The following is a 25,313-nucleotide window of genomic DNA, read 5'->3' on the forward strand; positions in this document are numbered from 1 at the left end:
AGATGACGACCTCCCTTGCGCCCGCGCGCTTTCCCGTCTCCGATTACGAATGGCCGGCGGGCAAGAGCAGCGCCTTCTGCTTCAGCGTCGATGTCGATGCCGAGAGCCCCTATCTCTGGAACCTGTCCGAGGCCGCGCCCGCGACGCTTGGACAGATCGAGCAGCGGCTGTTCGGGCCGCGCATCGGCATCTGGCGCATCCTCGACCTGCTTGACCGCTATGGCATCAAGGCGACGATGTTCGTGCCGGGGCTGGTGGCGAAGAACCATCCGGAATTGCTGCCGGCCTTCGTCGAGCGCGGACACGAGATCGGCCTGCACGGCTATTTCCACGAGATCGCCACCGAGGCCGGTCCCGACGAATTCGCCCGCGCGCTCGATGAATCACTGGCGTTGTTCAAGAGCCAGGCCGGCATCGTACCAAAGGGCTTTCGCTCGCCGGCCTGGGAGATGACGCCTGCCATGCTGGCGGAGGTGAAGCGGCGCGGCCTCTATGACAGCTCGCTGATGGGCTTCGACCATCCCTACACGATCGACGGCATCACGCAGGTGCCGGTGCTCTGGGCGGTCGATGACGCGATCTATTTCCGCTTCACCGGCAGCCCGACGGACCGGGCCCCGCCATCGCCGCAGGGCGGCATCCTCGAAGCCTGGCTCGACGAGTGGCACATGCTGCATCGCGAGGGCCGGATGATGATGCTGACGATCCATGACTGGATTTCCGGACGGGCCGGGCGGATCAGGATGCTGGAGCGGCTGCTCGACGCGGTGACCTCTTCGCCCGGCGTCTGGATCGCGACCGTCGGCGAACTCGCGGCCCATCATGCCGCAAGCGCCAATGCCCAGCGCTTCAGCGTGCCACTGCGCCTGCCCGAGCCGAGCGCGCCACGACGCTTCAAGACGCCGCGCTGATGCAGACCTTCACCGTCCGCCGGCCTGCCGTCCATTCGGCCCATGGCCTCGTCGCCGCGCAGAACCGGCACGCCGCCGAGGCCGGCGCGGCCGTGCTCTCACGCGGCGGCAATGCGATAGATGCGGCCGTCGTCACCGCGCTCGTGCTCAGCACGGTCGAGCCCTGGCTCTCCGGCGTCGGCGGCGGCGGCTTCCTCGTCCATGCCGATGGCCGGACGGGGGCGACCGAAACGCTCGATTTCAATGTCCGCGCGCCTGCCGGGATCGACCCGGCAGACTATCCGCTCACCGATGCCCAGACCGGCAACTGGTTCGCCTGGCCGTCCGTGGTGGGGGATCGGAACGTCTCCGGCTATGGTGCGATCTGCGTTCCCGGCGCGATCGCCGGTTTCGCCGCGGCGTTGGAGCGCCATGGCACCCTGTCCTGGGAGGAGGCGCTGCAGCCGGCGATCGAGCATGCCGAGCGCGGGCTGGAGATCGACTGGTTCGCGGCGCTCTGCATCGCGATCGAAGTCGCCGGCATCGCCCGCGACCCAGTGCTGGCCGCGCTGCTGCTCGACAATGGCCATGCGCCCAAGGCCGGCGCCGATACGCGGCGCTTCAAGCCGATGGTGCAGAAGGCAGCCTTGCTCAGGCGGTTGGCGACGTACGGCGCGCGCGATTTCTACGAGGGCGAGACCGCGCAGATCATCGCAGCCGATCTGGAGGCCGGCGGCTCGGCCATCCGGCCGGGCGATCTTGCAGCCTATGACGTCACCTGGGCGCCGCCGCTGACCGGGCGTTATCGCGATTTCGACATCGCCGCCATTCCCGGCCTGAGCGGCGGGCCAAGCTTCCTCGATGCGGCAGGGCGGCTGGCCGCCGGCCCGCTCTCGCCCGAGACGACGCCTGCGCAACGGGCCCTGCTCTATGCCAGCGCCATCCGCGAGGCCTATGCCACGCGCCTGACCACGCTCGGCCATGCAGCGACACCGCAGGCGGGCTGCACTTCCCATGTCAGCGTGGTCGATCGCGACGGGACCATGGTCTCGCTGACCAACACCCTGCTCTCGCGCTTCGGCGCCAAGGTCGCTCTGCCGAATGCCGGCATCATCATGAATAACGGCATGATGTGGTTCGACCCCCGCCCCGGCCAGCCAAACAGCATCGCGGCCGGGCAGAAGCCGCTCGCCAATATGTGCCCGCTGGTGCTGAGCCAGGACGGGCGACCGGTGCTCGCCATCGGCGCGGCGGGCGGGCGCACGATCTTCCCGACCGTGCTCCAGCTGATCTCGGGCATCGCCGATCTCGACCTGTCGCTGGAGGAGGCCTTCCATCGTCCGCGCATCGACGCCTCGACACCACGCATCAAGATCGACGCCCGCGCCGAACCCGATGTCGCCGCGACGGTTGCCACAGCCTTCCCGGTCGAGATCGTCGAGGACACGCTCTATCCCGTGAATTTCTCGATACCCTCGGCGGTGATGACCTCTCCTGCCGGCGGCTTCATCGGCATGGCCCACCCGACCAGCGCCTGGGCGGCGGTCGTCGCGGCGACCGCATGAGCACGAGCGACACCCCCGTCCTGGCGATCGAGGATCTCGTCGTCGAGATCGACGGCAACCGCATCATCGACCAGGTCTCGCTTTCGGTCGGCGCCGGCCGGATCCTCGCGATCGTCGGGGAATCCGGCTGCGGCAAGAGCCTGACCGCGCTTTCCGTGCTCGGCCTGCTGCCGAAGGCGGCACGGTTTAAGGGTGGGGCGATCCGGCTCGACGGGCGCGACCTGACGGGGCTTGGCGAGGCCGCGCTCTCCGATGTCAGGGGCAATGAGGCGACGATCATCTTCCAGGAGCCGGTCGCCTCGCTGAACCCGCTGATGCGTGTCGGCGAGCAGGTCGAGGAGGCGCTGATCCTGCATCGCGGCCTCTCGGCCAGGGCCGCGCGCGAGGAGGCGATCGCGATGATGACGCGCGTCGGCATCCCCGATGCAGGCCGGCGCGCCCGCCAATATCCGTTCGAGCTCTCGGGCGGGATGTGCCAGCGCATCATGATCGCCTCGGCACTGATCTGCCGCCCCGCCCTGCTGATCGCCGATGAGCCGACGACAGCGCTCGACGTGACGATCCAGGCCCAGATCCTCGACCTGATGCGGCGGCTCCGCGAGGAGGTCGGCACCGCGATCGTGCTGATCACCCATGACATGGGCGTCGTCGCCGATCTCGCCGATGATGTCTGCGTGATGTATGGCGGGCGCATCGTCGAGAGCGGCGCCGTCGAGCCGATCTTCGCCGCGCCGCGCCATCCCTATACCAAGCTGCTGCTGGCCACGATTCCGACGCTGCAGGGCCAGCGCAAGGCCGTGCTGCGCACGATCGAGGGCATGGTGCCGAGCGCCGGTTCCTGGCCCGATGGCTGCCGTTTCCGGACGCGCTGCCCGCTGGCCGACGAGGCCTGCCTGGTGCCGCCGCCACTCGCCTCCGTCGGAGAGAGCCATCGCGCCGCCTGCTGGCATTCGGACCATGTCGAGGCGCTGGCATGACCGGATCGCCCCTTCTCCAGGTCCGCGACCTCAAGGTCCATTTCAAGCTGCGTCGCGGCGTCGGTGTGCCCGGCGGCGTGGTCAAGGCGGTGGACGGCGTCTCCTTCGACGTCTCGGCCGGCCGCACATTGGCGTTGGTCGGCGAATCCGGCTGCGGCAAATCCACGACCGCCTATGCGGTCATCGGCCTCGAACAGGCGACGGGCGGCACGGTCCTGTTCGACGGCCGCGACATCACCGGCCTAAGGGGGCGCGAGCGGGCGCAGCTCGCCCGGGAAATCCAGATCGTCTTCCAGGATCCGAGCGCCGCGCTCGATCCGAAGATGAGCATCGAGGCCAGCATCAGCGAGCCGCTTGCCATTGCCGGCTGGACGCGCGGCGACAGGCGCAAACGGGTGGCCGAGCTGCTCGACCGGGTCGGCTTGCCCGCAGCCTTCGCGGAGCGCCTGCCAAGCGCGCTCTCGGGCGGACAGCGCCAGCGGGTGGTGATCGCCCGCGCGCTGGCGCTATCGCCGCGCCTGCTCATCCTCGACGAGCCGGTCTCGGCACTCGACGTCTCGATCCGCTCGCAGGTGCTGAACCTGCTGCTCGATCTGCAGCGCGATCTCGACCTGGCCTATCTCTTCATCTCGCATGACCTCTCGGTGGTCAGGCATATCGCCGACGAGGCGATGGTGCTCTATCTCGGCACGGTCATGGAAAGCGGGCCGATCGACACGATGTTCGAGGCGCCGCAGCACCCCTATACGCAGGCGCTGCTCTCGGCGATCCCGCTTCCGGACCCCATGCTGCAACGCCGGCGCGAAAAGATCATCCTGACCGGAGACCTGCCGAGCCCGCTCTCGCCACCGCCTGGCTGCCCCTTCGTCAGCCGCTGCCCGGTCCGGATCGAGCCCTGCAGCGCGGCCCGCCCGCCCCTGCTGGAGACCGCGGCGGGGTCACGCGTGGCCTGTCTCCTGAGAGGCTAGCGGCCGGCTCCCGGAGGCCGCGACCGGGCTGGCCCGATCCCGACGTTTGAAACGCCCGCTTCCAGGCGGTTCCGTTCTGCGATCGGGCGCGCGGGTGGAATTGACGCAACGGGATATCGGCATCGTTCAAGCTGCCGGTCTTTGATTGGGGGTTGAGCTACCGCAAGGAATGCTACAGCCGACGCGCCGATAGTCGCGCCAGGATGTGGAGGTAGCCATGCAAATCGTTGAATCGATTCGCCAGTGGTGGCGCGTTCAAGTGTTCCTGAGAAAACTCGAGGCACTGGGCCAGGTGACGACCGCCGAACTGGCCCGAGACAATGCCGTCTCCGAGGCCGATTTCCGCCGGCTCGCCTCCCTTGACGACACCGACTCTGCGCTGCTTCGCCGACTGCTTTGGCGCCTGGGATTCGACCCCGAACAGCTGAACCGCAGGCACGCGGGTGTCATGCGGGATATGGCGGTCGTTTGCGCGGGATGCACGATGAGGCGTCGATGCCGTAGCGACCTGGACCTGCAGGGTGTCCCCCTGCGTCACGGACGATACTGCCCGAACACAGGAACCATCAGGGCGCTAAGCCAAGGTTCCGGACCGAGATCGTAACGGCAGCCGGGCCTTGAACATGGCTGATCGGGACGTCGCACATGTCGGGGCTTTACCCCGGAGGCGAACCGCGGCCAGATGCCGAGCTACAGTCTGCCAGCCGACGAGCGGAGCGTTCACGTGAAAGGCGAACCGAACAGAAGCGCGACAGCGACGGCCCGCGACTGGGTCGACCGTGCGATTGCGTTGATCGAGGCCGATCAGCGCCGCTCCGCCGATACGCATCTGTGGAAGCTCGACACGCCCGCGCTGGCTGGAATCGACCTTTACCTGAAGGATGAATCCACGCATCCGACAGGAAGCCTGAAACACCGGCTGGCGCGCTCGCTGTTTCTCTACGCGCTCTGCAACGGCCATCTCCGCGAGGGCACGGCGGTGGTCGAGGCCTCGTCCGGCTCGACGGCGGTGTCGGAGGCGTATTTCGCCCGCATGATTGGCGCGCCGTTCTTCGCCGTCATGCCACGCGTCACCTCGCCGGAAAAGATCGCGGCGATCGAACATTATGGCGGCCTTTGCCATTTTATCGACGATGGCGAACGGATCTATGCCGAGTCTGCCGAACTGGCCGCGCGATTATCCGGCTATTTCATGGATCAGTTCACCTATGCCGAGCGGGCGACCGACTGGCGCGGGAACAACAACATCGCCGAGTCGATATTCCAGCAACTGGCGAGCGAACGTTACCCGATACCATCCCGGGTCGTCATGAGCGCGGGCACCGGCGGCACCACTGCCACGATCGGCCGCTACATCCGCTACAAGCGCCACGCGACATTGCTGTCGGTGGCCGATGTCCAGCACTCCGCCTTCTTCGAGGGGTTCTCCACCCGAAATCCCACATGCAGATGCGATCGCCCCTCGCGCATCGAAGGCATCGGGCGGCCGCGTGTCGAACCCTCCTTCGTGCCGGGCGTGATCGACAACATGCTGCGTGTGCCCGACGCAGTCTCGCTGGCGGCCATGCGTGTGCTGTCGCGTCGGCTCGGGCGACGCGTGGGCGGCTCGACCGGCACGAACTTCGCCGCGATGTGCTTCCATGCGGCGCGCATGGCGACCGTGGGCGAGGCAGGTTCGCTGGTGACTCTGATCTGCGACTCCGGCGATCGCTATTCCAAGAGCTACTACGACGACGCCTGGCTGGAGGCCAACGGGCTCGATCCCTCGCCCTTCGAGCCCGCCTTCGAGGCCTTCCTGCAGGGCGGCAGGCTAGATCTCGACCTCGAGGAATGCCGCGGCTGACGCAGCCAGCGAAATGCGGGCGTCGTCGTAGGGGACGCCCTCCTCCGCGAAACGACGGGGGCGCGAGAACTCGCTCTCGGCCTCGCAGGACCGACATGCCGAAGATGTGTCACAAACCGGAAGAGATCGTCGCCTACCGGATCACCAGAACGGGGATTGTCGTATTTGCCAGAACCTCTGCTGTCTGACTGCCGAGCAGCACCTTCTGCACGCCACGCCGACCATGAGAGGACATCACGATTAGATCACAGCCATTGAGCTTGGCCGATCGGACGATTGCCTCGGCAGGCGAGTCATCAATTTCGTGCTCCAGATCGACCGTAACGCCGTGTTCGGACGCGTGTTGTTCGATGGACGCAAATCGTTCCTTCATGAGCGCGTCAATCTGGTGGTCGTAGCCCCCGATGGGATCACCGACGCCGCTCAGTCGGGCTGCGCGTGCCATCTCCGCACTCAGGGGCGCCGACACGGTCAGAACCGTGACTTTCGCGCCGAGCGGCTTGGCGAGTGCCAGGCCGTGCGCGAGTCCCTTGCGAGCAAGTTCGGAGCCGTCCGTGGCGATGAGAATGTGTTTGTACATTTGCCTCTCCGTCAGCAACCGCATCGGCATTCTGGACGAGGGTGATCCAAAGACAAGCGTACGCGGCCAGGCTTCGTGACGCTCGTGCGATGCGCTCATATCGAGCCCCAGCGGAGACGTTCGCCGAGTGTGTTGCCGCGATCAGTTGAGCCCACCACCCATTGCGGAAGTTCAACATCAGCCACGCGCAATTGGCCTACGTGTTCTCCATTGTATGGCTTAGGCTCACCGCATGGGACTATTGACCTTCAGCATCAACGTCACCCTGGACGGCTGCGTCGACCACCAGGAGGGAATTGCCGACGACGAGACGCACGCCTTCTTCACCCGCCTTATGGACGAGGGCGGGGCGATGCTGTGGGGGCGCGTCACCTACGAGATGATGGAGAGCTACTGGCCGGCAGTCGCCCGCGGCGACGAGGAGGCGCCACCGGCGATACGCGAGTGGGCGGTCAAGCTGGAGGCCAAGCCGAAATACGTGGTGTCGTCGACGCGAAAGGCCTTCCCGTGGACCAACAGCCACCATATCGCCGGCGACCTGCGCACGGGCGTGCAGAGGCTCAAGGACGCGACACCGGCCGGCGTGCTCCTGGGTAGCGGCAAGCTCGCGACCGAACTGGACCGGTTGGATCTGATCGACGAGTACAATCTCCTCGTCCACCCCAGGATCGCCGGCCACGGCCCAACCCTCTACCAGAGCGGGCTGCCCGGCACGCGACGGCTCGAGCTGATCTCGGCCACGCCGCTCCGCAATGGCGCCGTCGCCATGCGTTACCGGCGCGCCCGCTAATCCAGAGCAGCCGCTTCGCGCTCAGCTCGCTCGTCTGCGCGCCATAGGAAGCCTTCTCGCCGCGCAACGGCATACCCGCTGCTGCTGCCGAATCCGGTCGCGCCGCTCGGACGGAGTTCCTCGCAGGCGTCCACAAGGGTCGGCAAGGCCTTAGTATGCCCCCGGCCCATCCGCGACGGCGTACGATCCGGTCCGGAGGTGCTGGCGATCGAGGGCCAGGGCGAGAAGGTTTGCGATGATTTCGACAAGGGTGCCGGGTTGCGGCGGGCGCTCTTGGGGATCGAACGCCAGCCCGATGACGGCGCGGCTTCCCACTGACGTCATCACCGGCCAGAAGTCGAAGCGCGAGCCGTTGAAGGGGTAGACGTCGGCCACAGAAACCGTGCCACTGGTCAGCGACCACCGCGCCGCGTCGATATCGACCTCGCGGGGCTCGATGGCGCCGCGTCTCTCGACGAGATCGCCCAGGGGATCGGACATCAGCATCACGATGACCGGAACCTGGAAGAGGGTTTCGAGCGCATTGGCGGTGCGGGAGAAGACCGCCCTGGGATCGCCGGCCGCGACGATGTCCCGGCTATAGGACCGCACCAGCGCGGCCTGCCGCCGCGCCAGCGCCGCATCGCCTGCCCGGCGGCGGGCGGTCGAGGCCACGGCGCTGGTGATCATCCCGACGACGAAGAGCAACCCGATTGCCCAGATATTGGCGGGATCGTCGACGCGCAGCGTGAAACGCGGTTCGGTCAGGAAGAAGTTATAGGCCAGCGCCCCGAGGACCGCCGCGCAGAGCGAGGGGCCCAGCCCGAAGAAGACCGCCGCGATCACCACCGGGACGACAAAGACGAGCGACAGGTTCGGGATCGTCACCGCGTTGTCGAGCCCGACCGCCACCACGATTGCGATGACGGTCATCGCAACCGCCAGGACATAGCGGACCACCATCGGAGCCTTGAAGAGCTGCAAGGCCGTCAGCGTATCGGGGTCCGGCAGAAGCTCGAACTCACCCGGAGACCTGAGGGTGCTCATGGCAATCTCCCTGATGCCGGTGGGCATGCCCACCATATGGTGCGCCAATCCTGCATCGGCAGCCGCGCTTCCGGCCTGCGCCTAGTGCGGTGCCGTAAAATTGATCCGGACCGCCAGAATGCAGGCCAAGAGCAGCAGCAGGACAAGCGACTGCAACAGGTCGCGCGCGATCCCGCCGAACGGCTGATGACGGCGAGCGGCGCGATAGACTGCTTCGCGTCGCCGCCTCAGCGATGCCTCATAGGTGACCATGTTCGCCTCCGTCATGCGAAGAGCAGATGATCGGCCGTCTCCTCGTAAGCTCGCTATGCGAGCCGTCATCCGGCGGCATAAAGCAGGCGTAAGGGGCTACCCCCGGCACGGTGCTCCCTTCAGAGACAGGGCTGGGTTCCGCGCCTAGGCTGCGGAACGCTGGCCGGCCGCGCGGCCGCTGATCGGCCGGGGCAGATCGTCGAGCGCATAGGTCAGGTCCTCGATGAGAGACGCTGCCGCCGTGACCAGGGGCAGCCGACAGGCGGGGCTGATACCGGGATGCTGGAGCGACAATGCCAGTTTGATGGCGACGGGGTCCGGCTCCCTGGCGGTGAGGCCGAGCAGCGGGACCAGGCGGCGTTGCAGGATCTGCGCCTGCTCGAAGGAGCCGATGCGGCAGGCCTCCCTGATCCGGCCCAGCAGGCGCGGCGCCAGATTGCCGATGCTGGTGATCGCACCACAGCCACCGGAGGCAAGATAGGCGGGGATGGTGTCGCCGGCACCGGTCAGGCGCATGAAGTGCCGGCTGCAGCTGCGCATGATCCGGTCGCAGCGCGCGACATCGCCGCGACGCTCGAGCACGCCCATGATGGTCGGCGTCGCCGCCAGATCGGCCAGTGTTTCGGGCGCGAGCTCGACCGCGCAGCGCTCGGGATCATTGTCGATGATCAACGGCAGGGAGGTCGCAGCGGCAACCGACAGGATGTGCTGGACGAGGCCGGCCTGGGTCGGCCTGTTGTAATACGGCAGACGCAGCAGGATCGCATTGGCTCCCGCCGCGGTGGCGTTGCGGACATCCGCGACGCTCTGCGCCGTCGCGTTCGACCCGGCCGCCGCGATCATGGGATAGACTGGCCCGGCAGCAGCCCGCGCCAGTCTGAGCAGGCGCATGCGCTCCTCGTCCGTCAGCGTCGAGCCTTCGCCGCTGGCAGAGCCGAGAACGATGCCGTCCGCCCCCTCCTGGATCTGCCAATCCACCAGCCGCAGGAAGGCTGGTTCGTCCAGCGCGTTGCCGCTGAAGGGCGTCACCAACGGGGTGAACATCCCGCGAAGCCAGTGATCCATCGCAAACCTCACCCTGTCAGACCATCGATCGTGGCGCGGAGCTGCGGGCCATCGTCCCGGCAGGCATGTCCCGCTCGGGAGGATGGTCAGGCGCAACCACCTTCAAAGTCTCGGCTGGTTCCGCATAAGGTTTCGATGCGGATCGGCATGGGGCTCACGTAAGGGCGCCGCGTGTCCGGGAGCGCCCGGCCGGGCTCGCACCGACAAGCCCAGACCCGACTGACATGCCCGGCGCAGAACCGCCCGGCGGGCCAAACGCCTCGACGCTCATCTCACGCGCGGCGTGGAGCAGCATGGCCGCTTCCTGATGACCAGACCGAAGCCATGAGCATCGCCGACACGATCGCCGTGATGAAGGCCGGTCAGCTGCAGCAGGGCAAGGCGATCGGCCTTGCCCCGAAGCGGGCCGGGCTGACCTGGTACGCGAAGAGCTGAGTCGACAGTCCGCCATCGCGTGCGGCTGGGCAAAAGCAGCCCATCCGCGGACGAAGACATGGGGGCACCCGCAAGCGGCCACCCGATGCCGGATTGACCTCAGGTCTTGGTCAGCCCGAGAGCGATGGCGCAGGCTTTGGCGACATCGGAATCGGGCGACGTGCTGCCCGGCATTGTCGCCCATCCCCCCTTCGCGATGAAATCGCCCTGCTGCCAGGAGCCGACCTTCTTCAGCTCGACAAGCTGTTCGGTCGCGTTGGCCTGCTGCTGGAACCTGACCACGCAGATCGGCGAGAGGGCGGCGATTACCGCCGTGCTGGAACGCGCCGTGGCGTCGCGCTCCGCCCTGCCCTGCGTGACCCAGCCGCCCCAGCTGAAGCCGATAATTGCAAGCGCGACAGCTCCGCCGACGGCGCCCCAGGCGGCCGGTTTCAGTTCTGCTGGAATTTTCATGAGTTTTATCTTTCCTCATCGGAAGAAAAATCGTCCGACGACCAACAGTATCACCTTTTTCGACCGCACAACTTCTTTTCGCCGCAGTGCCCTTCTCTGCTGTTTTTGAAATCTACACTGAGATCTCGTCAACTTACGAGCCAGCCCGTGCTCTCCGTCAGCGAGCGCGGCGGTTCGAGCGGGCGCTCAGCCAACCTCAGATCATCCTGAGGCGGGCTCTCAGCCTTCCGGGCTGTCTCGGCAATTTCGGCATCATCGGCACCGATATTTTGCATCATGACGAACGGACATCGCTGAACAGGGTCCATTCCTTCTCAAGTATTTTAATTTCTTCGAAAAATTATTGAAGATCAGCACCCTGTGCTTTGATTTTATCCGCAATGAAACTTATTGTTTACTTTTTCGGCAATTCGTTTATTGTCCGATTGTCGATCATTTGTTGGCAGTTTTCTACGCGTCTCTTTGCCCGACTGACGAACCCCCTTCGAAAATCGTGGTGAACCCATCGGGCATTCGCTCGGTGGCCAAGAAGTATTGCCAGAAGGAGAGTTCGTAATGAGCACCGGCACAGTAAAATGGTTCAATTCCACCAAAGGCTTCGGCTTCATTCAGCCGGATGACGGCAGCCAGGACGTCTTCGTCCATATCTCCGCCATCGAACGCGCTGGTATGCGCGAGATCGTCGAAGGCCAGAAGCTCGGCTATAAAGCGGTCCGCGACACCAAATCCGGCAAGATGGCCGCCGAGCAGCTGCAAGCCGCGTAATCGATATTCAGCCTCGCCGATAGCCACGGATGTACTGGTGTCGGTCATGAGGTTGGAAGGAAGGGCCAGGTTCAACGCCTGGCCTTTTTCATATCCGCTGGCCCGTATTGGCTCAGCGCCCATCAGGAGAAGCCGCTGTCCGAGAAAACCAGAGCCCGCGTTCAGGCAGACGCCGCATCCCTCAGGACGCTAACCGGATCCCTGTCGCGCAACCGGATCAGCGCGGAGACTGAAGCGGTCATTCGAGCACGCGAAGCCAACTCCGCCAGACTCAGGGATCAACGGCTGAACAAGGAGGCGCTCGACCGCGCCGCTGCGGCGGCAGCTCCCGGTACGCCGCTCCCATGACCGCGCCCTGGTGGCAGAGCGCCGTGATCTACCAGATCTATCCCCGCTCCTTTCAGGATGGGAATGGCGATGGCATGGGCGATCTCGGGGGTATCGGGCAACGGCTCGATTATCTCGCCGGCCTCGGGATCGACGCGATCTGGATCTCCCCGATCTACCCCTCGCCGATGGTCGATTTCGGCTATGACGTTTCCGACTACTGCGACATCGATCCGCGTTTCGGCACACTCGCCGATTTCGACGCTCTGCTCGCCCAGGCCCATGCGCGCGGCATCAAGGTCCTGCTCGATTTCGTCCCGAACCACAGCTCCGACCGACATCCCTGGTTCGTCGAGAGCCGCGCCTCGCGCAAAAATCCGAAACGCGACTGGTATCTCTGGCGCGATGCCGCCGCCGATGGCGGCCCGCCGAATAACTGGGTGAGCGATTTCGGCGGTTCGGCCTGGGAATGGGACGAGGCCACCGGCCAATATTACTACCACGCCTTCCTGACGCAGCAGCCGGACCTCAACTGGCGCAATCCTGCCGTCCAGGCTGCGATGTTTGACGTGATGCGCTTCTGGTTCGACCGGGGCGTGGACGGTTTCCGCATCGACGTGCTCTGGCACCTGATCAAGGCAGAGAGCTTCCCGGACAATCCGCCGAACGCGGCCTATCACCCCGCGCTCGGCGAGATGCACCGCGTGCTTCAGCTCCATTCGACCGACCAGCCCGAAGTCCATGCGATCGCCGCCGAGATGCGCGCGATTGCCGACAGTTACGGCGCGACCGGGCGCGGTGATCGCCTGCTGATCGGCGAGATCTATCTGCCGGTCGATCGCCTGATGCACTATTACGGCCGCGAAAGGCCGGAAATGCATCTGCCCTTCAATTTCCAACTGATCGATGCCGTCTGGGAGGCGCGTGCGCTGGCCGCGCTCATCTCGACCTACGAGGCGGCACTTCCGCCGGGCGGCTGGCCGAACTGGGTGCTCGGCAACCATGACCGGCCCCGCGTCGCCACCCGGCTTGGACAGGCTCAAGCCCGCGTCGCGGCCATGCTGCTTCTGACGCTGCGGGGCACTGCAATCCTCTATTACGGCGACGAACTCGGCCTGAGCGATGTCCCGATCCCGCTCGAACAGGAGCGCGACCCGCGCGGCTTGCGTGAACCCGGGCTCCGCCTGGGCCGCGATCCGGTGCGTACGCCGATGCCGTGGGATGGAAGCGTCCATGCCGGCTTCAGCACGGCCCAGCCCTGGCTGCCACTCAATGCGGACTGGCCGACGCGAAATGTCGCGCGGATGATGCAGGAGCCTGCCTCGATCCTGCGGCTCTATCACCGGCTTTTGGCCATCAGGCGTGCCCATCCGGCCTTGGCGATCGGGGATTTCGCGCTGCTGGAAGCTGACGGCGATGTCCTGGCCTATGAGCGGCGCGAAGGGGCGCAGCGACTGATCATCGCGCTCAATCTCGGCGGACACCCGCAACGCCTGGCGTTACCCAGGGACACAACCGATTGCCGTTTGCTGCTTTCGACGCTCGCCGCGGCGCCCCTCATCGAGAGCGATGGGCTGCTGCTCCGGCCAGACGAGGGCGTCATCCTTGCCGCCTGATCCAGAAGGAAAGGACGATCGCTTGCGTATCGCCATGCTGGCGCCGATCTCCTGGCGGACGCCGCCCCGCCATTATGGTCCATGGGAACTGGTCACCAGCCTCCTGACCGAGGCCCTGCTGGAGCGCGGCGTCGATGTCACGCTCTTCGCCACCAGGGACAGCCAGACCTCGGGCACGCTGGCGGGTCCTTGCCCGGCGCCCTATTCCGAGGACCCTGCCATCGACGCCAAGGTCTGGGAGATGCTCCACGTCGCCCATGTCTTCGAGCGCGCAGGCGAGTTCGACCTGATTCACAATCAGGCGGATTTCGTGCCGCTCGCGTTCTCCAGGCTGGTCGAGACGCCGGTCGTGACGACGATCCACGGCTTCTCGTCGGACCGCATCCTGCCGGTCTTCAAGGCCTATGAAGATCGCGTCCATTATGTCGCGATCAGCGCGGCCGATCGGCATCCGGACCTGCGCTATGCGGCGGTGATCCATCACGGTATCCGGCTCGAGGATTTTCCCTTCGACCCCGATGGCAGCCAGGACCTGCTCTTCTTCGGCCGCATCCACAGGGACAAGGGCGCGGCCGAGGCGATCGCGACGGCACGCCGGGCGGGTCGGCGGCTGGTCATGGCGGGCATCGTCCAGGATGAGGGCTACCATGCGGCGCAGGTCGTTCCGGCACTCGACGATCGGTCGGTCACCTATCTCGGTCCGGTTGGCGGGGCGCTGCGCATGAAGACCCTTGGCTCGGCGCGCGCACTGCTTCACCTCATCAACTTCGAGGAGCCCTTTGGGTTATCAGTCGTCGAGGCGCTTGCCTGCGGCACGCCGGTCATCGCCTTCAACCGCGGCTCGATGCCGGAGCTGATCGAGCACGGCGTCACGGGCTTCCTGGTCGACAGCGTCGATGAAGCCGTCACGGCTGTCGACCGCATCGGCGAGATCGATCGCGCAGCCTGCCGGGCGTCCATCGCGGAACGTTTTACGGTGGAGCGCATGGCCGATCGATACTTGAATCTGTACCGATCCATCCTCGGTCGCTAGCGCAGGATGGGGCGGCGCCCGACAGGGCGACCGCGGTCGACGAGACCGCGAATGGCAGCGCGCCTTCGCCTTTGAATGGCGCGCCGAAGGGTCAGACCACTGCCGCGCTTTGGCCCGAGCGCCAGCCTTAGTCCAACGATCCTGTCGGAATTCCAGGCCCGATGGCTTGAACGACGCGCCGGAAGGATCGGACTGACAAGCCCATCGTCCGTCGAGCCTCACCCGCGCGCCTTGCGGCGCGCGTAGTGGGCGCGCGCCTTCGCGCGGTTGCCGCAGCCCTCCATTGAGCACCATTGGCGTGACTGGTTGCGCGTTTCGTCCAGGAAGACCCAGCCGCAGCTCGGATCGGCGCAGCGGCGCAGGTGATATCGCCTGCGCGACGCCACCAGTTCCAGCACCGAGACCGCGACCGGCAGCAGCGGCAGCCGCAGATCCGGCGGGGATCCGCTGGGGTGCCAGTGATGGATGCGGGCTGCACCAGTGTCGACGAGCTGCCCCACGCGTTCGATGTCGCGCAGCAACGCCTCGGCCTCGACAAGCCGCGCCAGGCCCGCATGCGCCGGATCGAGGGCTTGTTCGATCTCTCCCCGCAATCGCAGCGCCAAACCATGGACCTGCTCTGCTGCCCGGACTTTCGCCTCGGCCTCATCCAGAAGCAGCGCGGCGGAGCGCGTGTCGATGAGCTCCAAGCCGGTAGCCCAATGCACCAGTTCGGCATAGTCGTGCAGCCGCTCTGCGCTTCGCGCCGGGTCGCCCCGCCAGGCCGTCGTGTTGATGAAGTCGAGACAAAGCGCTCCCCCCAACGCTAGCGGGGGATGGGTCGCATAGGAGCGCGGGTCGGTGGCCGGCTGGATCAAACCAGACTTCCCTTCTTGCCGGACGTACTTGACAGCTGCGATGGCTGCTCGACAATACTAACCTTCTAAAAGGTTAGAAAGGGTTGACATGGCATCGGGTGCGCGACCGCCTTTCACCCTCGTCGGCTTCAAGCACGGCTTCGTCCGCGCCCAGGCCTTGGCTCCCGGCGTGCTCCTCTATGGCGTCGTGTTCGGCATCCTGGCGACGGAGGCACGGCTTTCCGCGCTCGAATCCGTCCTGACCAGCATCTTCATCTATTCCGGTTCGGCTCAGATGGCGGCTCTTCAGGTCTGGCGGGACGGGGCGCAGCTGCTGCCATTATTCGCCGCTATCGTGTTGATGAACGCGCGCTACGTGCTCTATGGCGCGGCGCTGCGCCCCTGGCTCGCGGGAACGCCGCCGCTCGCGAGCTACGGAACCCTGTTCTTCCTCGGAGATGGCAACTGGGCGCTGGCGATGGCCGAGCGCGAACGCGGTCAGGACGATGCGGCCTTCGTGCTGGGTTCGGGGATCGCGATGTTCGCGCCCTGGATTTTCGGCACCTTGATCGGCCGCCTCAGCGGCGGCCTGATCGGCGACCCGGCGCGCTACGGCCTGGACTTCATGCTGATCGCCTTCTCGGCAGCGCTCCTCATCGGGATGTGGAAGGGCAAGGCCGATCTCGGACCGGTGCTCGCTGCCGGCCTTGCGGCTGCGATGCTCGCTCCCTTCGTCTCCAGCGGCTGGATCATTGTCGCCGGCGGACTTGCCGCAGCCGCAGCCGGCGCCCTGCTCTTCCGCAATCCAGCCCCGAGCGAGGCCCTGCCGTGAGCCTCGACCAGCGCTTCGCGATCGCGCTCGTGGTGATGGCGGCGGCCTCCTATCTCTGCCGCGCCGGCGGGTTCTTTTTCATGCGCTTCGTTGCTTTGACGCCCAGGCGCGAAGCGGCGCTGCGCGCCCTCCCCATTGGCGTCATGACGGGCATCATGGCGCCGGCCGTACTCCAGGGACGCGTCCCGGAATGCGCAGGTCTCGCCGTGACCATCCTGGTCATGAAAGCGAGCGGCAGCGACCTTGCGGCAGCGCTCGCCGGGGTCGCCGTCGTCGCGCTCCTGAGGCAAAGCCTCCAGTAGAAGTTGCGTCCATACCGGTGCAGCCTCGCCTTTCCCAGGTTGCGCCGCGTCGGGTACAATCGTCGATCTGAGCAAAAGCCTGTTCCCGACACGGGAGGTCGCTGCCCATGGTCATGTCGCCGTCACCGTCCCCGGCAGGCCCGAGCCAGCCGCCGTTCGTCCCGACGCATTGCCACTGTCCGCCTTGCCGCCCAGAACCGGAAGGGACCGATCGATGGAACGCAGAGATCTGCTGAAGGCGATCGCGCTCGCCTCCTCCGCCGGCGCGGCCAGCGGACTCTCACTGGCTGCGGAAGCCCAGGCCCAGACGGCCAAGCGCGGCATCGGCACCCGGGACATCACGCCGCTCAGCCCGGATTATTTCATCCCGGAGCGCTTCAAGGGCAAGACGCTCATCGTCACCGGCTGCGCCCGCGGCATGGGCGCACTCGCAGCGCTTCGCGCCGCCCGCGAAGGCGCCAATGTCGTCGGCGCCGACTGGCTGCAGGAACTGGGCTCCGAACATATGAATGCCATCGCAAAGGCCGGCGGAAAGGCGGAATTCGTCTTCGGCGATATCTCCGACACCGAGACCTGCGAGGAGATGGTGAAGGTCGCGGTCGCTCGCTTCGGCCAGCTCGATTACGCCATCAACAATGCCGGCGTCATGGACGGCGTCTATTCCGGCGCTCCGATCGAATACGAGCGGCAAAAACACCTGCTCTTCGCGCCGATCCATGAGGCCACGGACGCCTACTGGGACAATGTCATGCGTACCAACGCGACCGGCGTGTTCAAGTCCATGCGCGCCGAACTCAAGCAAATGGTGAAGCAGAATCTCGGCGGCGCCATCGTCAATGTCGGCTCTGTCACCGGCTTGACCGGGTTTGGCGGAACGCCGGCCTATGTCGCGAGCAAACATGCGGTGACCGGCCTCACCCGCTCGGCCGCGATCGACTATGCCGCCTATGGCATTCGCATCAACTCGGTGAACATGGCGCAGACTGCAACTCCGATGGTCGAGCGCGCACTGGAGCTCGTGAGCAGGAAGGTGCAGGACACCGGTGGCGGCCCGAGCATGGGCATGTTGAAGACCGACAGCCTGCTGCAGGCGGCCGATTCCCATAAGCGCGACGCGACGCCGGCGGAACAGGTCGCCATCATGCTCTTCCTGCTCTCGAATGAGGCTTCCAACCTGACCGGCGGCACCTACGCCACGGATGGCGGCTGGACGGCCTACTGAGAGGGGCAGGGGGAATTGGCCGGTCCTTCCGCGATCCACGGAAGGAGATCAGCCGGGGACGGGCATGGCGCCCGTCATTCGATGATCTCGTCTGCCAGCAACAGGAATTCGCGAGGGATGGCGAGCCCGAGCTCTCTCGCGGTCTTGAGGTTCAGGACGAATTCCAGCTTTGCCGGCTGCTCCACCGGCAGCTCGGCCGGGTTGGCCCCTTTCAGTATCTTGTCGACATGTGTGGCGGCACGCCGGAAGAGATCGGGCTGGCTTGCCCCGTAGGACATCAACCCACCATCCAGAACAAATTCCCGTGCAGCGTACATGGCAGGAAGCCGGCTCTTCGCGGCCAGCTCCACAAGCCGCTTGTGCTCGCCGAACAACATCGGGCTGGGCAGGAGGATGACGGCATCGGCACGTTCCTTGGCGATTGCGAGGAACGCTCCATCAAGGTCGTCCGGGCCATGGGCCGGCACAAGGCGAAGTTGCAAGTTCAACATCTGGGCCGCAGCCTGGGCCTCCCGCAACATGCCTTCCATCGTCGTCTTGCCGTAGGCGCCGGGATGCCAGAGCGCGGCGACGCGGGAGAGCCCGGACATCGCGTCCTTGAGCAACTCAAACCGCTTGGCGATCAAATCCGGGCCCAGAAACGTAGTTCCAGTCAGGTTCCCGCCTGGCCGGGACAGGCTGATGATCAGGTCGTCGCCAACGGGATCGGCCATGCCGCCCACGACGATAGGAACGGTGCTGGTCGCTTGCTTGGCAGCGCGAGCCGGCGACGTACTCACCACAACGATGACATCAACCTTGAGCCGAACCAGATCGGCCGCGAGTTCCTTGAACCGGTCTGCCCGCCAATCGCCGTAGCGGCGCTCGATGGCGATGTTCACCCCCTCGGTGTAGCCGAGCTCGTGCAGCCCCTTGTAGAAGCCGAGAACGCCCGGGTTATCGCTCGCGCCCGGATTCAATATGCCGATAAGCGGGAGCTTACGCTTCTGCTGGGCGCCCGTGGCGAGCGGCCATGCGGCTGCCGCGCAACTGAGGGAGATGAACTCGCGCCGATTCATAGCCAGCTCCCGAGTTCGGGATTTGGCATCTTAGTGGTTCAGGCCGGTCCATAGATAGAGGCCAAGGTCGGCAGCAAGTGCAGCGCCGGCGGGCCGCACAGGACAATCCGGTTATGCCCGGACGGTGCGCGGCGCCGAGGGGCCAGCTCTTCTCATGAACAGGAAGCCCTCCTATCCTGGCGCGATGCGCTTCAAGGCGGTGATGGTCGATGTCGACGGTGTTCTGATCGTACACCCCGATCCAAAGGGGTGGTCGGCCCATCTCGAACGCGATCTCGGCCTGTCCAGGGACCGCTTGCAGGCTGAGTTCTTCGCGCCGCATTGGCCCGACATCATCCATGGACGTGCCGATCTCCACGCGCGACTTGGCCCCGCCCTGGCGACAATGGGGGCGCCCGTGAGCGCCGACACGCTTGTCCGCTACTGGTTCGAACGGGATGCCCATGTCGACCGGGATCTGCTGGGGCAATTGGCCGAGCTACGGGAGCGCGGCCTCGCCTTGCATCTCGCAACGGTGCAGGAGCATGAGCGGGCCCGGTATCTCTGGCATACGCTCGGCTTCGAGCACCATTTTGACGCCATTCACTACGCGGCTGCGCTGGGCTGGGCGAAACCGGCCCAGGGCTTCTTCGCCGCGATCGAGGCGCGAACAGGCTTTGCGCCTCGCGAGCTGTTCTTCATCGACGATGCGCCCGCGAATATCGAGGCCGCCATCGCGCGGGGCTGGAGCGCGGCTCTGTGGACCGGGAAACGCCGGCTTGCCGACCTGCTGATGGAGTCCGGTTCGTAGGTCGGCATGGGGGTCGAACCGGCAAGGCCGGGATGCTGGCCCTTTCATCCCGGGCGCCTTCGGGCCAGGAGGTGGAGCGTCGCCCACCGCCTCTCGGTCCAGGCCCGGAGGAACACCTTTCATCGCCTCGACAGTTAGTGCGCCATGGGTGCCGCAGCGTGACGCGATGCGTCACGTGCAACCAGCCGCGTAACCTCGCCGAACAGGTCCTTCGGCGCTCTCAGCGCCAAATCCGACAGCGAGAGGATGCCGGTCATCCGCTTCTGCTTGTTCATCACCGGCATGTGATGGATCTGCTTCTCGCTCATGCGGCGCGTCGCATCCCTGATGTCGTCGTCCTCGAAGCACCAGGTGATGCCCGCCGTCATGACCTTTCTCGCCCTTGTCGTGTTGGGATCGGCCCCTTCGGCGCAGCCACGGCAGGCAAGATCTCTATCGGTGATCATTCCGATGAGACGATCATTTTCTCCGACTGGCAGGCATCCGATATCCGCGTCGCGCATCTTGCGCGCGACCTCGGCCAGGGTGATGTCCGGAGAGATCCATTCCGCATGCGCGGTCATAGCGTCACGAACGAGCATGGCTACCTCCTGCTCTGCGTGGCTTCAGATCCGAAGCATGTCACTCGCCGCGGGATTGCCTGGTGGTCTCCATGTAGCACCGGAATGCGCTGCGACCAGCCGAGTACGCTTGCGGGATAATGGCCCCGCGCGCCGAAAGCGTGGTCTGGGAGAGGACTTTGGCGAGGGCCCGCCCCAAGAGCGGCATGCGCTGGGATGATAGCGGATCATCGCGGGGCCGGCCAGTATCCTGTGCTGGCCAGCCGGAAATCAGACCCTGCCGCGGCTGGATATGTGATTTTCAAACGGGGGAAAACCGCGGCTGGCGGGCATTCCTGCAGATTGCGAGGAAGGCGGATTTGCATCCCCATCCTGCGCATCACGCCTTCTCCTGGGCTATGATGCAGATGATGGGTCCGACCAGCAGGAGCGGAGCATGATCCACGCGACATGCCACACAGCCGATGAGGCGATGCGGGCCGAGTTCGACGCAACCCCTTGGTTCGAGGAGGCCGACCTGGCCACCATTGCGCTTCTCGCCAAACGGGGCTGGTCGGCGCCGTGGGTCGCCGACGCCCTCGAGCGCCGGGCCGGATATGAAGCGCTCCGCGACCTGATCCGCTATGCGCGGGACCGGCTGGAACTCGAGTCGCGGGAGGATCCGTCCTGGCCGACCTTCGAGTGCCGCGTCGATGGCGCCGAGGCGACGGCATGGCTCGATCGGCACCGCCCGGATATCGCTGCGGACGTCCGCCGCGCCGCTTCCTAGATTGGCATGGGCGTCCACCGCCGCGGTCTGGCGCGACGGTCGATCATCGCAAACCGAGATTCATTCCGGGTTTGGGGCGGCCCCGTCGCGCCAACTCAGCCGCGCCAACTCGAGACTCACGAAGGCGAGCATAGCGGCGAACATAAGCTTGATGGAGACCGAATTCAGAAGAAATGCAAAATTGAATGGCGCTATATAATCCCCATTAAAAACAACGGTCCATCGCACGGGCTTCTCACCGAAATTGATAAACTGATCGTTGCTTAACGAGTACGCGATCCACCCGGCCACGAAAGCCGCGCAGAACGCATATGTGATTGCCCACTCCGGACGGCTGCTGGTGTGCGGGCGCAGCACCTTTCCGGACAAGATCCCGGATTGCGCGAACAGAAGGACTGCGATCAGGGCCGTGGCGACGAACGCTACGAGGCCAGTCGCCGCGAGGTCGGTGTGCAAGGCCGCGAAACACTCCGAAGACAACCGCCGCAAGGTCTGCACATCGCGCCACGCTGCCGGGAAATAGGCCTGCAACCAGGTTTCGCTCGTCGCACGATCCCAGGGCAAAGCGAGGCCGCAGCGCTGCTGCTTGAGCGCTCGCGCCGCCTTGATTCCAAAAACGCTTGTGAACGCAAACGAGACGAGGATCGGAACAACCATAGCCCATCCAAAACGGGCCCTTGCCTTACTCTCGGTTATCTCGCGCATGAATCAGTGCTGCCATAAGCGGAATTCGGTGCCAAGGGCTCCGAGCATCCCACTTTCCGCTAGGTCTCCTCTCGCACGGCGCGTGGCACTTTCTCATTGGCGTAGCCGATTTAGCGCTGCGGCGAACCAGTCGCGTTGCCTGTGGGCCCGGACCGATGGAACCGCTCGATTGTCCTCTCGGACCATCGCTCAAATTCGACCCTTCCCATTTACGAAACGCTCGTCCTTTGGCGCGACCCTCTCCGCTCCACGGAGGCGGCCATGAACAGCAATTACCCACTGGCCCGGGCCTATCTCATCAACGCCTTCCTGACCCTGGACGGGAACAACCCCGAGGATGACCGCCTCAGGCGCGCCGTCGAATTACTCCTCGAGGCGGTGGGCCGCGCCCAGCGCAGCAGCGCGTACTCCAACGTCGTGCGCTTTCCAGGCGCCGGGCCCATCCTGCCAGGAGACCCGCCGCCACGATCGGGACCGTAAAGCAACAGGCTCAACGCGGGCTTGATCCTGTGGCGTTCAGATTTCAGCCACTGCTGCCCGCCTTGGCCTCGGGTGCGGTCGCGGACTGGCTCCCGGTGGCGCGATCGAGGCACTCGGCCATCTCCGAAGTGCCCCATTTGTGCTTGGAACACTGCGCCGTACCCTGCGTCAGGTCGCGGGCGACGCCGCGCGGTTGCTGGGAGCCGCTGCAGCCGAGCAGGGAAAGAGCGACAAGGGCGAGCATCAATGATCGCATCTGGTTCCTCCATTGAACGCGCCAGACGGGAGCATGCCGGTTGGGCAAGAATGTGAGGCGGAAGCGAAACTGCCAATATCGACTACGATCGATAGCGGTTTGCGCTCCGTCGCTGCTGCACAGCACATGCCCGCGATAGCCATCGACCGACGCCTCCAGCCATTTGCCGGCTGAGCTTCGACGTTGGAACCAAGCCGATTCGGCTGATGGCAATCAACCAGCGAATAACCGCTGCTGCCCCGGGGCGCATGCGCTTCGAACCGCCGACGCCATGCAGGCGCTCGATCATCATTCGAACGACCAACTTGCGCGGCTCGCATGCGCCCGGCCGTGGTGCGGCGATTGCGTATCTCGCCGTCCTGCATATTAATGGGTGCAAGTTCTTCACAATGCCGACGGCCCATCTGGCGGCTCTCGACAAGTATTCACTGGCTGACGCGGTCCGGGTTGCGACCTTCCGGTCCCTCTCTCGAGCACCGCGAGCCGCGCTGTGTGATGACCGGGGGGAGAGCGAATGGTTGCCGGACTGACTGTCGCAGAACGCCAGAGTGCCATCACGATATCAGCGCTTGTCGCCCTCTGCGGGCTCGTGATGGCGATCGCCGGGCACGACGACCTCATGGGGGTGCATGGCGTCATCATCCTTCTCTGCGGGCTCGGCGGGGTCTTCCTGGTCCTGTCGAAGTATTTCGAGCCGGAGCCATCGGATGAGCGCCTGGCGCACTACTACGACGACCCGACAAAGGTCGGCATCGTGCTCGCCCTCGCCTGGGGCGTCGTCGGCATGTTTTTCGGGGTCTGGGTTGCGGCGCTCCTCGCCTGGCCCGACCTGACCTTCGATGCCGCCTGGGCGAGCTTCGGCCGCATTCGGCCCGTCCATACCTCAGGCGTGATCTTCGGCTTCGGCGGCAACGCGCTGATCGCCACCTCCTTCCATGTGCTGCAGCGCACCACGAGGGCGCGCCTGCCCGATCAGTTCAGCCCGTGGTTCGTGCTGCTCGGCTACAACCTGTTCTGCGTGATCGCCGCCAGCGGCTATCTGATGGGGCTGACCCAGTCCAAGGAATATGCCGAGCCCGAATGGTATGCCGACATCTGGCTGGTCGTCGTCTGGGTCGTCTACTTCCTGATCTATATCCGCACCCTGCAGCGGCGGAAGGAGCCGCATATCTACGTCGCCAACTGGTACTACATGGCCTTCATCCTGGTCGTGGCGGTGCTGCACATCGTCAACAACCTGGCCGTGCCGGTCTCGTTCGGCCATGCGAAAAGCTATTCGCTGTTCTCCGGCGTGCAGGATGCGATGACGCAGTGGTGGTACGGCCACAACGCAGTCGCCTTCTTCCTGACCTCGGGCTTCCTGGGGATGATGTACTACTACCTGCCCAAGCGGGCGGACCGGCCGATCTTCTCCTACCGGCTGTCGATCATCAGCTTCTGGGGCATCACCTTCATGTATATGTGGGCGGGCTCGCACCACCTGCACTACACCGCCCTGCCGCAATGGGTGCAGACGCTGGGCATGACCTTCTCGGTCGTGCTGCTGGTGCCATCCTGGGCCTCGGCCGGCAATGCGCTAGCGACCCTCAATGGTGCCTGGCACAAGGTTCGCGACGATGCGACGCTGCGCTTCATGATGGTCGCCGCCGTCTTCTACGGCCTGTCGACCTTCGAAGGCTCGTTCATGGCGATCCGGGCCGTCAATTCGCTGTCGCACTACACCGACTGGACGGTCGGCCATGTCCATGCCGGCGCGCTCGGCTGGGTGGCGATGATCACCTTCGGCTCGCTCTACGCTCTGGTGCCGTGGATGTGGAAGGTCGATCAGATCTATTCGCCCAAGCTGGTCGAGGTCCATTTCTGGCTCGCACTGTCGGGAACCGTCATCTACGTCTTCTCGATGTGGAACTCGGGCATCATCCAGGGCCTGATGTGGCGCACCTATAATTCCAGCGGCACGCTCGCCTTTTCCTTCATCGACAGCGTCGTCGCGATGCATCCCTACTACATCGCACGGACGGTCGGTGGCCTGCTGTTCCTGCTCGGGGCGATCGTCGCCTCCTACAATGTCGGGATGACGATCCGAACGGCGCGCGCGCGGACCGCTCCGCAAGCAACCGGGGCCGACCAGCCTGCCCTACCCGGGGCCGGGCCGGCGCTGCAGCCGGGGGAGTGAGACCATGGCAGAGTTCTTCCATCGCAAGTTGGAACGCAGCGCCATCGGCTTCGTGCTGGCCATCATCGGCGTCTCGGCGATCGGCGGGTTCGTCGAGATCGCGCCGCTCTTCACCATCCACGAGACGGTCGAGACCGCGCCCGAGATGCGCGTCTACACGCCGCTCGAAACGGCCGGGCGCAACATCTATATCCGCGAGGGCTGCTATGCCTGCCACAGCCAGATGATCCGGACACTGCGCGACGAGGTCGAACGCTATGGCCCCTATTCGCTCGCGGTCGAGTCGAAATACGATCATCCGATGCTGTGGGGCTCGAAGCGCACCGGCCCGGACCTGGCGCGGCTCGGTGGCAAGTACTCCGACGCCTGGCATGTCGCGCATCTGATCAATCCGCGCGAGGTGGTGCCGCAATCGGTCATGCCGAAATATGGCTGGCTGATGCGCAACGAATTGCGGACCGAGGATCTCGGCCAGCACCTCGCCGCACTGCGCGTTGTCGGCGTGCCCTATACCGATGCGATGATCGCGAATGCGAGCGCCGATGCCTATGGCCAGGCCAACCCCGACAGCCCCTATGCCAGCGGCGTCAGCGAGCGCTACGGCGAGGCCACCACCATGCGGGCGTTCGACGGGCAGCCAGGCCGCCTGACGGAGATGGACGCGGTGGTTGCCTATCTCCAGGTCCTGGGCCGCCTGACCGATGCGGCGCATCGGCTGCCGGCGTCCACGGCAAGGTGAGGC

The 25,313-nt window shown here is 65.4% G+C and carries 28 protein-coding genes; 18 read left to right on the plus strand and 10 right to left on the minus strand.

What is annotated here, in order from left to right; genetic code table 11:
* Positions 1 to 2 precede the first annotated feature (2 nt).
* The 6 genes from BIWAKO_RS26655 (at position 3) to BIWAKO_RS26680 (ending at position 6,243) form a co-directional block, all read left to right on the plus strand.
* Positions 3 to 911: a polysaccharide deacetylase family protein gene (locus BIWAKO_RS26655; RefSeq protein ID WP_069882818.1), complete on the plus strand. Its 909-nt coding sequence runs from the start codon at positions 3 to 5 to the stop codon at positions 909 to 911.
* Positions 911 to 2,455, plus strand: a complete 1,545-nt coding sequence (locus BIWAKO_RS26660; RefSeq protein ID WP_141740241.1) for a gamma-glutamyltransferase family protein — start codon at positions 911 to 913, stop codon at positions 2,453 to 2,455. The genes BIWAKO_RS26655 and BIWAKO_RS26660 overlap by 1 nt, the downstream gene beginning before the upstream one ends.
* Entirely contained in the window at positions 2,452 to 3,432 is a 981-nt protein-coding gene (locus BIWAKO_RS26665; RefSeq protein WP_069881225.1) for an ABC transporter ATP-binding protein, read from the plus strand. The genes BIWAKO_RS26660 and BIWAKO_RS26665 overlap by 4 nt, the downstream gene beginning before the upstream one ends.
* A complete protein-coding gene (locus BIWAKO_RS26670; protein WP_069881226.1) occupies positions 3,429 to 4,400 on the plus strand; it encodes an ABC transporter ATP-binding protein in 972 nt (323 codons plus the stop codon). Before BIWAKO_RS26665 ends, BIWAKO_RS26670 begins: the two co-directional genes overlap by 4 nt.
* A gap of 217 nt (positions 4,401 to 4,617) precedes the next feature.
* On the plus strand, positions 4,618 to 5,004 hold the full coding sequence (locus BIWAKO_RS37420) for a DUF6455 family protein (protein ID WP_371332096.1): 387 nt from the start codon (positions 4,618 to 4,620) through the stop codon (positions 5,002 to 5,004).
* A gap of 78 nt (positions 5,005 to 5,082) precedes the next feature.
* On the plus strand, positions 5,083 to 6,243 hold the full coding sequence (locus BIWAKO_RS26680; RefSeq protein ID WP_084651867.1) for a PLP-dependent cysteine synthase family protein: 1,161 nt from the start codon (positions 5,083 to 5,085) through the stop codon (positions 6,241 to 6,243).
* A 133-nt stretch (positions 6,244 to 6,376) separates the two neighbouring features.
* On the opposite strand, the gene BIWAKO_RS26685 is transcribed toward BIWAKO_RS26680, so the two are convergent.
* A complete protein-coding gene (locus BIWAKO_RS26685) occupies positions 6,377 to 6,823 on the minus strand; it encodes a universal stress protein (RefSeq protein WP_069882820.1) in 447 nt (148 codons plus the stop codon).
* Positions 6,824 to 7,055: 232 nt separating this feature from the next.
* Here BIWAKO_RS26685 and BIWAKO_RS26690 point away from each other — a divergent pair, with 232 nt between their 5' ends.
* Entirely contained in the window at positions 7,056 to 7,613 is a 558-nt protein-coding gene (locus BIWAKO_RS26690; RefSeq protein ID WP_069881228.1) for a dihydrofolate reductase family protein, read from the plus strand.
* 150 nt (positions 7,614 to 7,763) lie between these two features.
* On the opposite strand, the gene BIWAKO_RS26695 is transcribed toward BIWAKO_RS26690, so the two are convergent.
* The 4 genes from BIWAKO_RS26695 to BIWAKO_RS26710 form a co-directional block, all read right to left on the minus strand.
* A complete protein-coding gene (locus BIWAKO_RS26695; RefSeq protein WP_069882821.1) occupies positions 7,764 to 8,639 on the minus strand; it encodes a DUF4118 domain-containing protein in 876 nt (291 codons plus the stop codon).
* Between the two features lie 81 nt (positions 8,640 to 8,720).
* Entirely contained in the window at positions 8,721 to 8,891 is a 171-nt protein-coding gene (locus BIWAKO_RS36125; protein ID WP_176733410.1) for a hypothetical protein, read from the minus strand.
* Between the two features lie 144 nt (positions 8,892 to 9,035).
* Positions 9,036 to 9,956, minus strand: coding sequence for a dihydrodipicolinate synthase family protein (locus BIWAKO_RS26705; RefSeq protein WP_084651871.1), 921 nt, complete (start codon positions 9,954 to 9,956; stop codon positions 9,036 to 9,038).
* 534 nt (positions 9,957 to 10,490) lie between these two features.
* Positions 10,491 to 10,844 carry a hypothetical protein gene (locus BIWAKO_RS26710; protein WP_069881231.1) on the minus strand — a complete coding sequence of 118 codons (354 nt, stop codon included), beginning with the start codon at positions 10,842 to 10,844 and terminating at the stop codon, positions 10,491 to 10,493.
* Between the two features lie 555 nt (positions 10,845 to 11,399).
* Between BIWAKO_RS26710 and BIWAKO_RS26715 the strand changes: the two genes are divergently transcribed.
* From BIWAKO_RS26715 to BIWAKO_RS26725, 3 genes are all read left to right on the plus strand, one after another.
* The gene (locus BIWAKO_RS26715; protein WP_069881232.1) at positions 11,400 to 11,609 is read left to right on the plus strand and encodes a cold-shock protein; all 210 of its coding nucleotides are present in this window, start codon (positions 11,400 to 11,402) and stop codon (positions 11,607 to 11,609) included.
* A 344-nt stretch (positions 11,610 to 11,953) separates the two neighbouring features.
* Positions 11,954 to 13,552 (plus strand): alpha-amylase family glycosyl hydrolase, encoded by a 1,599-nt coding sequence (locus tag BIWAKO_RS26720; protein ID WP_069881233.1) that lies wholly within the window; start codon positions 11,954 to 11,956, stop codon positions 13,550 to 13,552.
* Positions 13,553 to 13,574: 22 nt separating this feature from the next.
* Positions 13,575 to 14,585, plus strand: a complete 1,011-nt coding sequence (locus BIWAKO_RS26725; RefSeq protein WP_069882822.1) for a glycosyltransferase family 4 protein — start codon at positions 13,575 to 13,577, stop codon at positions 14,583 to 14,585.
* 218 nt (positions 14,586 to 14,803) lie between these two features.
* Here the strand turns inward: BIWAKO_RS26725 and BIWAKO_RS36850 are convergent, their stop codons facing one another.
* Positions 14,804 to 15,442 carry a CGNR zinc finger domain-containing protein gene (locus BIWAKO_RS36850; protein WP_084651873.1) on the minus strand — a complete coding sequence of 213 codons (639 nt, stop codon included), beginning with the start codon at positions 15,440 to 15,442 and terminating at the stop codon, positions 14,804 to 14,806.
* Positions 15,443 to 15,530: 88 nt separating this feature from the next.
* Between BIWAKO_RS36850 and BIWAKO_RS26735 the strand changes: the two genes are divergently transcribed.
* From BIWAKO_RS26735 to BIWAKO_RS26745, 3 genes are all read left to right on the plus strand, one after another.
* On the plus strand, positions 15,531 to 16,253 hold the full coding sequence (locus BIWAKO_RS26735) for an AzlC family ABC transporter permease (protein WP_069881235.1): 723 nt from the start codon (positions 15,531 to 15,533) through the stop codon (positions 16,251 to 16,253).
* Positions 16,250 to 16,555, plus strand: a complete 306-nt coding sequence (locus BIWAKO_RS26740) for an AzlD family protein (protein WP_069881236.1) — start codon at positions 16,250 to 16,252, stop codon at positions 16,553 to 16,555. Before BIWAKO_RS26735 ends, BIWAKO_RS26740 begins: the two co-directional genes overlap by 4 nt.
* Before the next feature lie 214 nt (positions 16,556 to 16,769).
* Complete coding sequence (locus tag BIWAKO_RS26745) at positions 16,770 to 17,777, plus strand: SDR family NAD(P)-dependent oxidoreductase (RefSeq protein ID WP_084651875.1); 1,008 nt, start codon at positions 16,770 to 16,772, stop codon at positions 17,775 to 17,777.
* A 74-nt stretch (positions 17,778 to 17,851) separates the two neighbouring features.
* On the opposite strand, the gene BIWAKO_RS26750 is transcribed toward BIWAKO_RS26745, so the two are convergent.
* Positions 17,852 to 18,835: an ABC transporter substrate-binding protein gene (locus BIWAKO_RS26750; RefSeq protein ID WP_069881237.1), complete on the minus strand. Its 984-nt coding sequence runs from the start codon at positions 18,833 to 18,835 to the stop codon at positions 17,852 to 17,854.
* A gap of 154 nt (positions 18,836 to 18,989) precedes the next feature.
* Here BIWAKO_RS26750 and BIWAKO_RS26755 point away from each other — a divergent pair, with 154 nt between their 5' ends.
* A complete protein-coding gene (locus BIWAKO_RS26755) occupies positions 18,990 to 19,625 on the plus strand; it encodes an HAD family hydrolase (RefSeq protein WP_244523559.1) in 636 nt (211 codons plus the stop codon).
* A 134-nt stretch (positions 19,626 to 19,759) separates the two neighbouring features.
* On the opposite strand, the gene BIWAKO_RS26760 is transcribed toward BIWAKO_RS26755, so the two are convergent.
* Positions 19,760 to 20,206 carry a CBS domain-containing protein gene (locus BIWAKO_RS26760; protein ID WP_069881238.1) on the minus strand — a complete coding sequence of 149 codons (447 nt, stop codon included), beginning with the start codon at positions 20,204 to 20,206 and terminating at the stop codon, positions 19,760 to 19,762.
* A gap of 415 nt (positions 20,207 to 20,621) precedes the next feature.
* Between BIWAKO_RS26760 and BIWAKO_RS26765 the strand changes: the two genes are divergently transcribed.
* The gene (locus BIWAKO_RS26765) at positions 20,622 to 20,954 is read left to right on the plus strand and encodes a hypothetical protein (protein ID WP_069881239.1); all 333 of its coding nucleotides are present in this window, start codon (positions 20,622 to 20,624) and stop codon (positions 20,952 to 20,954) included.
* 60 nt (positions 20,955 to 21,014) lie between these two features.
* On the opposite strand, the gene BIWAKO_RS26770 is transcribed toward BIWAKO_RS26765, so the two are convergent.
* Positions 21,015 to 21,611 carry a hypothetical protein gene (locus BIWAKO_RS26770; RefSeq protein ID WP_141740242.1) on the minus strand — a complete coding sequence of 199 codons (597 nt, stop codon included), beginning with the start codon at positions 21,609 to 21,611 and terminating at the stop codon, positions 21,015 to 21,017.
* Positions 21,612 to 21,920: 309 nt separating this feature from the next.
* On the opposite strand from BIWAKO_RS26770, the gene BIWAKO_RS35570 reads away from it, so the two are divergent.
* On the plus strand, positions 21,921 to 22,139 hold the full coding sequence (locus BIWAKO_RS35570; protein ID WP_141740243.1) for a hypothetical protein: 219 nt from the start codon (positions 21,921 to 21,923) through the stop codon (positions 22,137 to 22,139).
* A 43-nt stretch (positions 22,140 to 22,182) separates the two neighbouring features.
* On the opposite strand, the gene BIWAKO_RS26780 is transcribed toward BIWAKO_RS35570, so the two are convergent.
* The gene (locus BIWAKO_RS26780; protein WP_141740244.1) at positions 22,183 to 22,395 is read right to left on the minus strand and encodes a hypothetical protein; all 213 of its coding nucleotides are present in this window, start codon (positions 22,393 to 22,395) and stop codon (positions 22,183 to 22,185) included.
* A 514-nt stretch (positions 22,396 to 22,909) separates the two neighbouring features.
* On the opposite strand from BIWAKO_RS26780, the gene ccoN reads away from it, so the two are divergent.
* Together ccoN and ccoO are read left to right on the plus strand one after the other, a co-directional pair.
* Entirely contained in the window at positions 22,910 to 24,571 is a 1,662-nt protein-coding gene (gene ccoN, locus BIWAKO_RS26790; RefSeq protein ID WP_069881244.1) for a cytochrome-c oxidase, cbb3-type subunit I, read from the plus strand.
* Between the two features lie 4 nt (positions 24,572 to 24,575).
* On the plus strand, positions 24,576 to 25,310 hold the full coding sequence (ccoO, locus tag BIWAKO_RS26795) for a cytochrome-c oxidase, cbb3-type subunit II (protein WP_069881245.1): 735 nt from the start codon (positions 24,576 to 24,578) through the stop codon (positions 25,308 to 25,310).
* Positions 25,311 to 25,313 lie beyond the last annotated feature (3 nt).

The sequence above is a fragment of the Bosea sp. BIWAKO-01 genome (assembly GCF_001748145.1).
In the GTDB taxonomy this organism is placed as follows: Bacteria; Pseudomonadota; Alphaproteobacteria; order Rhizobiales; family Beijerinckiaceae; genus Allobosea.